Here is an 11655-nt window from a genome sequence, read left to right as displayed (position 1 = left end):
CTTCAAGACCACAAATGAAATCCTGTCGGGCTTCTCCTTGTTCCCGCAGACCTTCACGCTGGAGAATTACGAGACCATCTTCACCGATCCCAGCTGGTACTGGGGCTACATCAACTCGATCCTCTACGTGTCGATCAACACGGTGATCTCCATCGCGGTTGCGCTGCCCGCGGCCTATGCCTTCAGCCGCTACCGGTTCCTGGGCGACAAGCAGCTGTTCTTCTGGCTGCTGACCAATCGGATGGCGCCTGCTGCGGTGTTCGCCCTGCCGTTCTTCCAGCTCTACTCCGCGGTGGAACTGTTCGATACCCACCTTGCCGTTGCGCTGGCCCATTGCCTGTTCAACATCCCGTTGGCGGTCTGGATCCTGGAGGGCTTCATGGGCGGCGTGCCCAAGGAACTGGACGAGACCGCCTTTGTCGACGGCTATTCCTTCCCGCGTTTCTTTGCCACGATCTTTATCCCGTCGATCAAGGCAGGCGTCGGCGTTGCCGCCTTCTTCTGCTTCATGTTCTCCTGGGTCGAACTGTTGCTGGCCAAGACCCTGACCGCCGTTGCCGCCAAGCCGATTGCCGCCACCATGACCAAGACCGCGTCTTCTGCGGGCTATGAGCTGGGGCTTCTGGCAGCCGCGGGCACGCTGACAATCATTCCGGGGGCCATCGTGATCTGGTTTGTCCGCAACTACATCGCGAAGGGTTTCGCGATGGGGAGGGTGTGATGCTTTCATGGATGGCCTGGACCTGGCCCACAGCATTGGTCTTTATCGGCATCTTCACCGCCATCGGCATTTTGGTCGCGGTTGAGATCCGCCACCCCGGCGGCAATGCGCGCAAGGGGGTGCTGGGGCTGACAACAACCCGCGGCGACCGGCTGTTCATCAGCTTGCTTGGCACGTCCTACATCTTCCTGGCCTGGCTGGGGCTGGTGGGGATGCCGCTGTGGTGGCCGCTGGCGATGGCAATTGCCTGGGGTGTCTTCTGCTTCTGGAAAGTCTGACGCTCGCAAGCCTCAAACACAACCTGGACGGGCCTTGAAGGCGAACCTGCCTTTCAAGGCCCTCTCAGCGGAAGCCAGAACAATTGCGCCAGACGCCGTCCCAAAAGACTGGCGCGTTACTTTTCACCCCGCTGAACAAGCGCACGGCAGCGCACGATTTGGCAACGCTGCTACCGCCGCGGCGCATCTTCTAAAAAAATAGTTTTCACGGGAGCCCCCTTCCCCTAGCATGACTGGAACGATGAAATGAACCGGACAGCCGAGGCGATGCGCAAGAAACACGACAATCCCCTGCTGACCGAAGTGGAGCTGGAATTCATGACCGTCGTCTGGGACATCGGCGGCGGCACCGTGCGGCAGATCCTGGCCGAGCTGAACAAGGCGCAGAAACGCGCCTATACCTCGGTGGCCACGGTTCTAAAGATCATGGAGCAAAAGGGCTTCCTTACTAGCGAGCGCAAAGACCGCTCTCTGGTCTACCGCCCCGCCGTTCCCAAGGCAGAGTATCAGAAAACATCTCTGAAAAACCTTTCGAGCAAGCTTTTCAACGGCGCGCCCGCCGCCCTGGTGGCGCGGCTGGTCGATGATGAGGATGTGACCGACGAGATGCTCGAGGAGATGCGGGCGCTCTTGGAGGAAAGGCTGGGGGACAATGCCAACTGATGCTCTGCTGAATGCCTATATTGACCTGAATATCCTGCTGCTGGCCGGCACTGCCCTGTGGCTCGCTGCCCGCAAACTGCTGGCCCGCAGCAAGCTCGGCCGCGCCTACCGCCCGCAATTGCGGCTGTTGAACGGGATGACGGTCCTGCTGGCGGTGACGCCCGTACTGATCATCGCCTTTACGCATTTCGTCACTCCCCATCCGCCGAATTTCTCCGACATGCTGGTCTCGCAGTATTTGCAAGGCAATGTCAGCATGAGCGCCAGCAGGTTTGAGACGCTTCTGGGCCTGCGCGTGGATGCCGTGCGCAGCCTCACCAGTTTGCAGCCGCTTTGGGCCCAGGCCCTGTCCGCAGCTTTTGCTGCCGGGATGCTGATTTGCCTGGCCCATGTGGCAATCTCCGTCTTCCGCCTGCACCAGAACCTGGCGGCCGCGTTCACTTGGAAACGGGTTGGCCGGGTGCAACTGATGGTTTCCGACACAGTGCGCGTTGCCTATTCCACCCGCGGGCTCCGCCGTCGCTACGTGGTGCTGCCCGCCGCCCTGCTGAACGACCCGCGCGACCTGCGCCTGACCATTGCGCATGAGCTGCAGCATTTCCGCCAGCGCGACATTGAATGCGAGTTTTTTCTGGAAATGCTGCGTCCGCTGCTGTTCTGGAATCCCGCCTTTTACCTGTGGCGGCGTGAAGTGCGGCTGCTGCGCGAATTTGCCTGCGATCAGGCCTTGATGGCACGGCCCCGGGTCGATGTGCGCGCCTATTGCGAATGCCTGATCCGCGCCTGTGCCCATGCCGCCCGCGGGCCCGCTCTGTTCACCCGCCGCAGCCCGGCAGTAGCACTGGTCGACCGCCGGGAAACCCGCCGCGGCGCCTCCTTGCAGCGTCGCATCATCGCGGTGACAGCCCGCCAGCCGCAAGGGCAGAACTCCCTGGGCTGGGGCGTGGTCTCCCTGGCGATGGCCGGGGTGGTGCTGGGCACGGCCATGCTGCTGCAGCGGCCCAGCGACTGGAGCCATGACCGCATCATGCTGTCGACCATCGTCAACCTGGAACGCATGGCCAGCCGCAGCACCTCGCCGACGCTTGCCATCAGCGCGCTGAACGGCGGCTTTGCCGTCCCCTCGCAGTAGGCAGCCAATTCCAGGTGCCGGCCGGGTACGGCCGTTCCAATCTTTCAAAAGATGCACCGCCGGTCCGTTGATCAGCGCCCGGCAATGGATGATTGCTGCCCCTTCCCAGGCAGGGAACAGCAGCCTTTCGTACAAAGGTTTCAGGGGGCGGTCAGGCATCAAAGCCGGCTCAGGCAGATTCCTGCACGACCGGCCCCTGGGCTTGAGCGGAGAAAGGATCAGGAAAAATCCAGAGCAGCAAAGCGCCTAGGAGACAGCCCTGTTCAGGCAACCCGGCGCCGGAAATTGCGGCGACTGTACAACGGGATAGAACCCGGCCCTGCGGCGGCCTAGCTCTATGCCACGGCACACGGAACACCGTGGCCGCTGGTAACGAACCCAAAAGTATGGAGTGTCTCACATGAAAAAATTCGCACTGACTGCGCTCTTCCGATCTGCACTGACCGCTGCGCCTCTGGCCGCAATGGAATCCATCACCGAGGCCGATGCGGACGGTAACGGCAGCTATTCGCTGGAGGAGCTGCAGGCGGCCTTCCCTGATCTGACTGCAGAAACCTTTGCCACCATCGACGCCAATGCCGATGGCGAGGCTGATCTGGCCGAAGTGAAGGCAGCGGCGGATGCCGGCCTGCTGGCTGCGGCCAGCTGAACCCGCGGCAAGGCGGCTCTCCCCCCGGAACCGGGCCGCCTTGCCGTATTGTGTCCCTGCCACTGTTAAAGGGTGCCACGGCCCCGCGTTGCGGGGCCTTTTACGTCTGATAACATCCCATAGGCAGACCGCCCCCCTGGTGAGCGACAGTGTACAGCGGCAGACCAGGCGGCCACATGCTCCACGAACCACGTCCTCCCGCAGCCAGTGGGGCCCTTCAGAAGAAGGGACAGACCGTTGGCTTGGGCCATCTCGAAGACGGTGCATGCATCGCCTGCGGGTTGGTAGTTGGGAACGGATGGCATATTCATCGCATTCACGGCTTACTCTTCCGGTACTGCCACGGGGCCGGGTTTGATGACTTCGCGGCGGACCGCGACGGTTGCGTAGATGAACAGCAGCGCGCCCAGGACAACCACCACACCAGAGCCAAGGCGCATCAGGCAGAACAATTCCAGCTGGTCCTGCACATGGCCACGAACACGACGACGAAGAACAAGGAACCCCGTAGAACACGTTCCTGGCCCGCGACTTGGTAAGTATCTCTGACATATCGCGCTCCTGCTTACACTTGCGGATGAGGTCTGCCTAAGCCCGCGCCGTGCAAGAGATGTTGTCGAAGCGCAAAGACCACGCGCGTTGCTGCACGCAAGATGCAGGAAAAGGAGGATCCGCCATGCGACGCCCCTATTTCGACAACCCGGACCTGCCCCTGTCAGAGCTGTTTCACCACTGGCCCGCCTGTGCGGCCGCGTTCATGCGCCGCCGGATGCTCTGCCCCGGCTGCCCGATCGCCCCCTTTCACACCTTGATCGACGCCTGCAACGAATACGGGCTGGAGGAGATGGTGTTCCGGGAGCAGCTGCGAGGATTAAGGGGGGTCATAAAACTATTTGAAAGATATCGCGGCTGGTCTCTTGCAATCATGGATCGCCTACACCATCTCAGTTCAGCAAAGCTTCTTCCTAGACCTTCTGTTTCCTAACGGCCCCAGTTGTTCCTATGTCGACACTGGGCCGGGCTATCGCGTGTTGCGGATGGCATTTTTCAAGGAGACGACACGATGGCTAATGGCACCGTGAAATGGTTCAACTCTCAAAAAGGTTTTGGTTTCATCGCTCCCGAGCAGGGTTCGCGGGACATTTTTGTCCACATTTCCGCTTTGGAACGCGCTGGCATCCACCAGCTTGACGATGGCCAAGCCGTAACTTTCGACATCGAGAGCGGCCGCGACGGACGTGAGTCCGCCAGCAATCTTGCACTTGCGTAAGCCTTTACAGGCTTGAAACGATTGGCGGGAGCATTCTTGAAATGCCCTCGCTACCGTATCTGTCATTGTTGACCCTCAGATGCGGTTTCATCCCAAAACTACCGAAAGAACAATCTTGATAGAAATCTCTTGGGGTACTCCCATGTCTATTTTCCTGCCCTCGGAAGGCCGGACACGAAAAATCACAACTATTGAACAAGCCCACTTCTGGTTGCAGCGAGCCTGGCCGGTTTCTGATCACAACAGAAACATAGCGATTGAGAAAATCGACGCCGTCATGGACTGTCTCGCTCCCGTCGGCACCGCCCGCGCAGCTTTTCTCTCTGCAGTTGACACCGCTGGGTATCAAACGGACTCCGCCGCCTCCGCTTAGATCATCGCGCCTCACTCACCGGCCCCCTGCCGCACCAGAGAGAAAATCTGAACTGAACTTTCGCCCGCTCGTTATCCCTTCCCCCGAACCAACCCACTAGGAGTGACAAGATGACCAAGCTTAATATCGAGGGATTGGGCCTGGCCGGTCTGCCCCGCAAGGAAACAGCGATCGAAAAGACCACGCGTGCAGCGCGGGAAATCCTGGACGACGAAAACGAACTTCGGCGCAGCAAAATTGAACGCCTGAAACGGACCCGGCTTCAATATGAGCACGGCAGTCAGCCCCCCAAAGACCCGCTGCAGAAATGACTTTGGGCGAGAAGGCTCATGTCAACTGATCACCGGGCATAGCCAGCCGCAAGCCAGCCCCTGGCGGCAATTGCAGTAAATGGCCTTTACAGCTGCTCTGTGCCAAGATTGCCTGCACGACCAGGACACCAGGCCCTCTCGGCTTTCCGACCGCCTGTTTTTGAAGTTTTCAGGGCAGCCAGCAGGCCACCTCCCGGTCTTTCAGCCGCCCTCCCCCTGCGCGCCGCTCAGTATCACCAGCCGGTGCGGTCGGTGACCAGGATATGCTTTCGGGCGGACTGCACGATGCCGTTTTTCTCCCAGGCTGACAACAGGCGGCTCACCGTATGCAGCGTGGTGCCGGTGATCTCGGATATATTGCGGCGGGTCACGGGGAAGGCGATCTCGATCCCTTCCTCCACCTTGCGTCCCGATTGGGTCACCATTCTGAGCAGCGCTGCTGCCACCCGCTGCTCCAGGGCTTGGGTGGCCAATTCGGTGATCCGGGTCTGCATCTCCCCCTGGCGCCGGCCCAGAGTGCTGAAGCTCTCAGTGGCGAACCCTTCGTATTTTGCGGTGAACTCCGGCCACAGCCGCTCCGGCCAGGACGGCCGAGCGATTCCGATGCCGCCACCGCGGCGGCAGGATAGGTGTCGCGGTTCAGCGCCGGTGCGATGCCGAACAGCTGGCATATCCACGAGATGATCTTTGGTTACGGCGCGGCGAAAATGCCGGTTCCGTTCGGAAATTTCGATGCCGTCACCCTGGCGTCAAAGCCCGCCTGACTGCGGTGAACGAATACAAAACCTGATTCGAGCGCCTGTTCCCTGGGCGTGGGATCCGCAAGAAGACCATCCTGACCGCACTCGCCATCTATCCGCGCACGATTGTCAGCGGCGTGGCCGGTTTTGACCGCCGGGCAAGGGGAGATTCAACGGCACTATCTGAGGCGGCCAAACGCGGCTTTGCGCTGTTTAACGGGCGGGCGAATTGCCAGTCCTGTCATTCCGGCTGGATGTTCACGGACAACCAGCTGTATGACTTCGGGATGCAAACAACCGACCCAGGCGGCGGCCTGACCCCGCCGGATCCGGAGCGGAACTACCGCTTCAAGACCCCCGGGCTGCGCAACATGACGGTGCGGGCGCCGTACATGCACGACAGCTCGCTCCCCTCCTTGCGGGACGTGGTCCGCCATTATGCCGGCCGCGGCGCGGCCAAGGCGGCCCGGACGCCGGGTATCAAAGGTTTTGCGGTCACCGAAGAGGAAATTACCAACCTGATTGCCTTTCTGCAAACGCTGACGGATATGGAAACCAATGTGCCATCCCCTATTTTGCCCGCAAACTGATGCGCATGGCTGAGGCTCCCCGCCGATGAATATCAAACGCTCCACCGTGCTGCCGGTTCTGGTGATTGCGGTTGCAGCGCTGCTCGCCGCACTCCTGATCGGCGGGATGGCGATGTATGCATCCAGCCGGAAAGACCGGGTTCTGAAAACCTCGCTTGAGGTGATCCGCCGCGCCAGCGGTGTCAGCACTGGCATCATTACCGCCGAAGTTTATGCGCAAGATGTTCTGGCGATGACGCGGCTGATCCCGCAGGAAGAAGTGGCCAGCCAGTTTCAAGCGCATCTCAAGGAAATCAACTGAGATCTCAGCGCTTTGCTGGCGCGACCGCCAAGGGGCTGGAGATCGGTATCGACATCCCGGAAAACACGCCGGCGGTCTTCATCGGAGACAGCGGCCGGGTGCGGCAGATCCTGATGAACCTGGTGGGCAACGCAGTAAAGTTCACTTTGGAAGGCTTTATCAGTATCACTCTCAATTACGACGCCAACCATGCTATTCCCCTGTGCATTGATGTGCGCGATACCGGTGTCGGTATCCCCGAGGACAGCATCGGCCAAATCTTTCATGCCTTCGAGCAGGTCGAAAGCACCACTGCCCGGCGGTTTGAGGGGACCGGTCTGGGCCTGGCCATTTCGTCGCACCTGGCGCAGGCCATGGGCGGGCGGATCGATCTGAGTTCGGAGGCTGGCAAAGGGTCCTGCTTCACTGTCTGCCTGACGCTGCCGGTCGCCGCTCCGGTGCCGCCCCTTGCCTCGCCGCTTGCAGGCAAACTGGTGGCTGTTGCTGCGGACCTGGCATTTGCCCGTGACGCGCGATTGCGCCAACTGGCTCTCTGGGGGGCAGGCACAATCGCGCTTCAGAGCATCGACGGTCTTTTGGAAAAGGTGGCCGCAATGGCTGCGGAGCAGCGGCAGCCGGATCTGGTGCTGGTCGAAACCAGCCTGCCGTTGGAGCAAGCCAGAAGCCTGTGTCAGAATTTGCAAAGCTTGCCGGGGTGCAGGGACCTGCCGATTGTTTTCTGCACCGGCGGCCAGATGCTGGCTGAATATGAAGCACTGAAGGAGTGTAAGACCCTGCGTGTGCTGATGAAGCCCGCCCGCAACAAACTGCTTTTGCAAACGCTGCAGGAGGTCGTGAACGCCGCCGCCACCCCGGCTGCCGCCGCGGTGCTGCCCGGCCTTTTGCTTCAGCTGTGATGCACTGGGGCTGACCAGCCTCAATGCTCACGAAACTGCACAAAAACACACGAAACCGTGATACAATGACGGTCTGCCTGAGTCCCGGCTTGGTTGCATTTCCGGGATCGGGCAGGCGTTTGCCGGCGCCGCTCGCACAGGGACAGCGAGCCGCGCACAATGGCACTTTTGGTGAAAGTTAATGAGTGATTGGGGGATCACATGTCCAATTTACAGATCGGGGCCGCGCGTCCCGCTGATGGCTATGCCACACATTCCGATAATCCAGACTGGGGGGCAACCGGTACCGGGTTGTTGCATTTGGCACCTAGCGGCCTGACCTCTGATGGTGGCATGTCCGGGGCCGACCGGCCCAACCCGCGTGAGATTTCCAACATCCTTTCTGCGCAAGATGGCGGCACCGTAAATGCTGCCGGCGCGTCGGATTTCCTGTGGATCTGGGGGCAGTTTCTGGACCATGACCTATCGCTGACCGGGGCAGAAAGCGAGACCGCCGCAGATATCGAAGTCCCGTCGGGAGATCCCTTTTTCGATCCTTTCGGCACCGGTGAGGCAATCATCCCCTTTACCCGCGTGGCACCGCAAGACGGTGAGTACCTTAATGAGATCACCGCATTTATCGACGCTTCCATGATCTATGGCTCGACGGTGGAAACGGCTGCCGCAATGCGGGACGAAGGCGGCAGGCTGCGGATGACCAAGAACGGGTATCTGAACCGGGATGGCGATGGCTTCCTGACCGGGGACGTCCGCGCTGCAGAAAATGTGGCGCTGTCCTCGATGCACACGATTTTCACGCGGGAGCACAATCGAATGGTCGGGGAACTGGCTGCAAGGGATCCTGATCTGACCGACGACCAGCTGTTTGAGGCAGCCCGCGCCAGGGTCGAAGCACTGGTTCAAAGTGTCACCTTCAAGGAGTTTCTCCCTATCCTGATCGGCCAGGACGCGCTGGGGGCCTATCAGGGCTATGACCCGGCCGTGAACCCAGGCATTGCAATCGAGTTTTCGACTGCCGTGTTCCGTCTGGGGCATACGCTGTTGCCGGCGAACCTGCAGATGGTTGGCGCTGACGGAAGCGTTGCAAGCCCGCTGGCGCTGCGGGATGCGTTCTTTCAGCCGCATCTGCTGCAGGAACCGGATATGATCGAAAACATCATGCGCGGCGCAGCTGCCCAGGCGTCCGAGGCAATAGACACAATGGTGGTCGAGGATGTGCGCTCGTTTCTGTTCGGCCCGCCTGGCGCGGGCGGGCTTGATCTGGCGGCACTGAACATTCAACGCGGGCGCGACCTGGGTGTCGCAAGTTATAACGGCCTGAGGGAAGCGCTTGGCCTTGGCCGGGCAGATAACTTTAGCGATATCACGCAGGATACCGGTCTGGCGGCCAAGCTGGAGGAGGCATACGGCGAGCCCGATCAGGTCGATGCCTGGGCTGGCGGGCTGGCAGAAGACCCGTCCGGCGGCGGGTTGCTTGGGGAAACCTTTACCACGGTGATGGTGGACCAGTTCACCCGCCTGCGCGACGGAGATCCCTTTTGGAGCGAAGGGCGCGAAGGCATTCCTGCCAGCGAATTGAAGGCGCTATGGCAAACAAACCTGTCGGATATCATTTTACGCAACACCAATATCAGCGCCGTTCAAAAAGACATATTCACAGCGATGGACAGAGCTGCCGGCACCAGTGGCGACGACACCCTTGAAGGCAGTGCCGGACGCGATTTCCTGTTCGGCCGAGAAGGTGCAGACAGCCTGGCCGGCCAAGCAGGCGGCGATGACCTTCAGGGGGGGGGCGGCAAGGACAGCCTGTCTGGAAACAGAGGTGATGATTGCTTGAATGGCGGCGCTGGCCGGGACTATTTGAATGGCGGATCCGGGGAGGATTTTATGTTTGGCGGCACCGGCAAGGATCATCTTGCGGGAAGGCGGGACAACGACGAGCTGTCAGGCGGACGCGGCATGGACGAGCTGTCAGGCGGACGCGGCATGGACGAACTGTCCGGCAACAAAGGCAACGACACGCTTGACGGCGGCTTGCATGCTGACACTTTGACTGGCGGATCCGGAAATGATCTGCTGACTGGCGGCGCCGGCGGCGACTGTTTTCTGTTCCGGACCCGGCACCACGGTAATGATACCATCACGGATTTTGAACTCGGCCAGGACGAAATCAAGGTAACCGGGCCGATGCGCCGCACCTTGTTTATCGAGGACTCGGAAGCCGGAATGAAAATTTCAGATGGTGCAAACTGGTCCCTGCTGCTGGAGGACATCTGCATCGGCGACTGGTTTCAAGCCGGCGACAGCCTGTTCTGACCACAACCGGCCTGACGCGCCGGCAACCTGAACGAGCCCCGCCGCATCGGCAACGGCCGGCCGCCAATCGGAAACTTCCCCGCATGCCGGTGGACCGGATGTCGTATGTCCCCCATCGGCTGACGCAATCAAAGGACAGGCGCCGTTTAGCCTGCGCCTAGAATGGCCAATCAGTTTCCGCAAGGCCGCAATGCCCCGGCGGAAGGCGACAGGCATCGGGGAGGACGCGCCGCCATGAAAGACAAAACCACCACCACCGAACAAGCCATGGCACTGATCCGGGACGGGGATGTCGTGACCACAACCGGGTTTGTGCAAAGCTGCATCCCCGAAATGCTGCACGCGGCCCTGGAAAAGCGGTTTGTAAATGAAGGCGCGCCCCGCGATCTGACCCTGATCATGTGCGCAGGCGCCGGCGACAGCAAGGGGCTGGGCACCGGGCGGCTGCACCACGATGGGCTGTTGCGCCGGGTGATTGCCGGTAATTTCGGCCGGATGCCCAAGGTTGCTCAGGCCGCGCAGGAGAACAAGATCTGCGGCTACAACCTGCCGCAGGGGGTAATTTCGCAGCTTTACCGCGCCTGCGCCGCGGGCCAGCCGGGGCTTTTCTCCAAAGTCGGCCTGCATACCTATGTCGACCCGCGCCATGGCGGCGGCAAGGTCAACAGTGTGACTGAGGAAGACATTGTCAAACATGTCGAAGTCGATGGCGAAGATTGGCTGTTCTACAAAGCCACCAAGATCGACGTCGCCTTTATCCGCGGCACCAGCGCCGACCGTTCCGGCAATATCAGCATGGAGCGCGAGGCGCTGACCCTGGATTGCCTGGCGCAGGCGATGGCCGCGCACAACAATGGCGGCATCGTCATTGCCCAGGTGGAGCGTATCGTCGAGGACGGTTCGATCAAACCCAAGGACGTGAAGATCCCCGGCCTGCTGGTGGACTGCGTCTGCCTCGCCGATGACCCGGACATGCACCGGATGAACTATGGCGTGCAGCATAACCCTGCCCTGTCCGGTGAAATCCGGGTGCCGGTCGAAGGCATCGCCAAAATGCCGCTGGACCAGCGCAAGATCATCGCCCGCCGCGCCGCTTTTGAACTGCCGCCCAACGGGGCCGTCAACCTCGGCGTCGGCGCCCCCGACGGCGTCGCCGCGGTGGCGAACGAGGAGAAGGCCACCCCCTACATCACCCTCACCACCGAGGCCGGCGCGGTCGGCGGCGTGCTGGCAGGCGGCTCCAGCTTCGGCTCCTCAGCCAATGCCGACGCCATCATCGACCAGAACCAGATGTTCGATTTCTACGATGGCGGCGGCCTCGACCTTACCTGCCTCGGCATGGCTGAATGCGATGCCGAAGGCAGCGTCAACGCCTCCCGTTTCGGGGGCCGCCTGAACGGCTGAGGCGGCTTTAT

Annotated in this window: 14 protein-coding genes and 2 pseudogenes; 14 read left to right on the top strand and 2 right to left on the bottom strand. The window is 61.0% G+C overall.

Annotated elements, in window-relative coordinates; translation table 11 throughout:
• From VOI29_RS17515 to VOI29_RS17495, 5 genes are all read left to right on the top strand, one after another.
• On the top strand, window positions 1-721 hold a 721-nt coding region (locus tag VOI29_RS17515; protein WP_323781524.1), incomplete at its 5' end, for a carbohydrate ABC transporter permease.
• Window positions 721-999: a DUF2160 domain-containing protein gene (locus tag VOI29_RS17510; protein ID WP_323781521.1), complete on the top strand. Its 279-nt coding sequence runs from the start codon at window positions 721-723 to the stop codon at window positions 997-999. The genes VOI29_RS17515 and VOI29_RS17510, both read left to right, overlap by 1 nt.
• Window positions 1000-1245: 246 nt before the next feature.
• Complete coding sequence (locus tag VOI29_RS17505) at window positions 1246-1662, top strand: BlaI/MecI/CopY family transcriptional regulator (RefSeq protein ID WP_323781518.1); 417 nt, start codon at window positions 1246-1248, stop codon at window positions 1660-1662.
• On the top strand, window positions 1652-2794 hold the full coding sequence (locus VOI29_RS17500) for a M56 family metallopeptidase (protein ID WP_323781515.1): 1143 nt from the start codon (window positions 1652-1654) through the stop codon (window positions 2792-2794). Before VOI29_RS17505 ends, VOI29_RS17500 begins: the two co-directional genes overlap by 11 nt.
• A gap of 400 nt (window positions 2795-3194) precedes the next feature.
• A complete protein-coding gene (locus VOI29_RS17495; RefSeq protein ID WP_323781512.1) occupies window positions 3195-3443 on the top strand; it encodes an EF-hand domain-containing protein in 249 nt (82 codons plus the stop codon).
• 167 nt (window positions 3444-3610) lie between these two features.
• Here the strand turns inward: VOI29_RS17495 and VOI29_RS17490 are convergent.
• Window positions 3611-3754 (bottom strand): annotated as a pseudogene (locus tag VOI29_RS17490) (AAA family ATPase); the annotation flags it as partial.
• Window positions 3755-4119: 365 nt separating this feature from the next.
• On the opposite strand from VOI29_RS17490, the gene VOI29_RS17480 reads away from it, so the two are divergent.
• The 4 genes from VOI29_RS17480 (at window position 4120) to VOI29_RS17465 (ending at window position 5397) form a co-directional block, all read left to right on the top strand.
• A complete protein-coding gene (locus VOI29_RS17480; protein ID WP_323781509.1) occupies window positions 4120-4428 on the top strand; it encodes a DUF1858 domain-containing protein in 309 nt (102 codons plus the stop codon).
• Window positions 4429-4506: 78 nt separating this feature from the next.
• Window positions 4507-4713, top strand: a complete 207-nt coding sequence (locus VOI29_RS17475) for a cold-shock protein (RefSeq protein WP_024091071.1) — start codon at window positions 4507-4509, stop codon at window positions 4711-4713.
• Window positions 4714-4855: 142 nt separating this feature from the next.
• On the top strand, window positions 4856-5086 hold the full coding sequence (locus VOI29_RS17470) for a DUF982 domain-containing protein (RefSeq protein ID WP_323781506.1): 231 nt from the start codon (window positions 4856-4858) through the stop codon (window positions 5084-5086).
• A 110-nt stretch (window positions 5087-5196) separates the two neighbouring features.
• On the top strand, window positions 5197-5397 hold the full coding sequence (locus VOI29_RS17465) for a hypothetical protein (RefSeq protein ID WP_323781503.1): 201 nt from the start codon (window positions 5197-5199) through the stop codon (window positions 5395-5397).
• A 201-nt stretch (window positions 5398-5598) separates the two neighbouring features.
• Here VOI29_RS17465 and VOI29_RS17460 read toward each other — a convergent pair.
• Window positions 5599-6064, bottom strand: a pseudogene (locus VOI29_RS17460) (Crp/Fnr family transcriptional regulator); the annotation flags it as partial.
• 210 nt (window positions 6065-6274) lie between these two features.
• Between VOI29_RS17460 and VOI29_RS17455 the strand changes: the two are divergent.
• From VOI29_RS17455 to VOI29_RS17435, 5 genes are all read left to right on the top strand, one after another.
• Window positions 6275-6727, top strand: coding sequence for a cytochrome-c peroxidase (locus tag VOI29_RS17455; protein WP_323781501.1), 453 nt, complete (start codon window positions 6275-6277; stop codon window positions 6725-6727).
• 25 nt (window positions 6728-6752) lie between these two features.
• Complete coding sequence (locus tag VOI29_RS17450; protein ID WP_323781498.1) at window positions 6753-7028, top strand: hypothetical protein; 276 nt, start codon at window positions 6753-6755, stop codon at window positions 7026-7028.
• Window positions 7025-7924, top strand: coding sequence for an ATP-binding protein (locus VOI29_RS17445; protein ID WP_416361559.1), 900 nt, complete (start codon window positions 7025-7027; stop codon window positions 7922-7924). Before VOI29_RS17450 ends, VOI29_RS17445 begins: the two co-directional genes overlap by 4 nt.
• A gap of 201 nt (window positions 7925-8125) precedes the next feature.
• Window positions 8126-10240 carry a peroxidase family protein gene (locus tag VOI29_RS17440; protein WP_323781492.1) on the top strand — a complete coding sequence of 705 codons (2115 nt, stop codon included), beginning with the start codon at window positions 8126-8128 and terminating at the stop codon, window positions 10238-10240.
• Window positions 10241-10474: 234 nt separating this feature from the next.
• The gene (locus tag VOI29_RS17435) at window positions 10475-11644 is read left to right on the top strand and encodes an acyl CoA:acetate/3-ketoacid CoA transferase (protein ID WP_323781490.1); all 1170 of its coding nucleotides are present in this window, start codon (window positions 10475-10477) and stop codon (window positions 11642-11644) included.
• Window positions 11645-11655: the final 11 nt, after the last annotated feature.

The organism is Leisingera sp., assembly GCF_034669605.1.
Lineage (GTDB): Bacteria > Pseudomonadota > Alphaproteobacteria > Rhodobacterales > Rhodobacteraceae > Leisingera.
The sequence above is the reverse complement of the archived record's forward strand: the minus strand, read 5'-3'. Positions and strand labels throughout refer to the sequence as shown.

Excerpts from the sequence above, each read along its gene's own strand:
- VOI29_RS17510 (WP_323781521.1), top strand. The coding sequence starts at position 721 with ATGCTTTCATGGATGGCCTGGACCTGGCCCACAGCATTGGTCTTTATC.
- VOI29_RS17505 (WP_323781518.1), top strand. The coding sequence starts at position 1,246 with ATGAACCGGACAGCCGAGGCGATGCGCAAGAAACACGACAATCCCCTG.
- VOI29_RS17500 (WP_323781515.1), top strand. The coding sequence starts at position 1,652 with ATGCCAACTGATGCTCTGCTGAATGCCTATATTGACCTGAATATCCTG.
- VOI29_RS17495 (WP_323781512.1), top strand. The coding sequence starts at position 3,195 with ATGAAAAAATTCGCACTGACTGCGCTCTTCCGATCTGCACTGACCGCT.
- VOI29_RS17480 (WP_323781509.1), top strand. The coding sequence starts at position 4,120 with ATGCGACGCCCCTATTTCGACAACCCGGACCTGCCCCTGTCAGAGCTG.
- VOI29_RS17475 (WP_024091071.1), top strand. The coding sequence starts at position 4,507 with ATGGCTAATGGCACCGTGAAATGGTTCAACTCTCAAAAAGGTTTTGGT.
- VOI29_RS17470 (WP_323781506.1), top strand. The coding sequence starts at position 4,856 with ATGTCTATTTTCCTGCCCTCGGAAGGCCGGACACGAAAAATCACAACT.
- VOI29_RS17465 (WP_323781503.1), top strand. The coding sequence starts at position 5,197 with ATGACCAAGCTTAATATCGAGGGATTGGGCCTGGCCGGTCTGCCCCGC.
- VOI29_RS17450 (WP_323781498.1), top strand. The coding sequence starts at position 6,753 with ATGAATATCAAACGCTCCACCGTGCTGCCGGTTCTGGTGATTGCGGTT.
- VOI29_RS17440 (WP_323781492.1), top strand. The coding sequence starts at position 8,126 with ATGTCCAATTTACAGATCGGGGCCGCGCGTCCCGCTGATGGCTATGCC.
- VOI29_RS17435 (WP_323781490.1), top strand. The coding sequence starts at position 10,475 with ATGAAAGACAAAACCACCACCACCGAACAAGCCATGGCACTGATCCGG.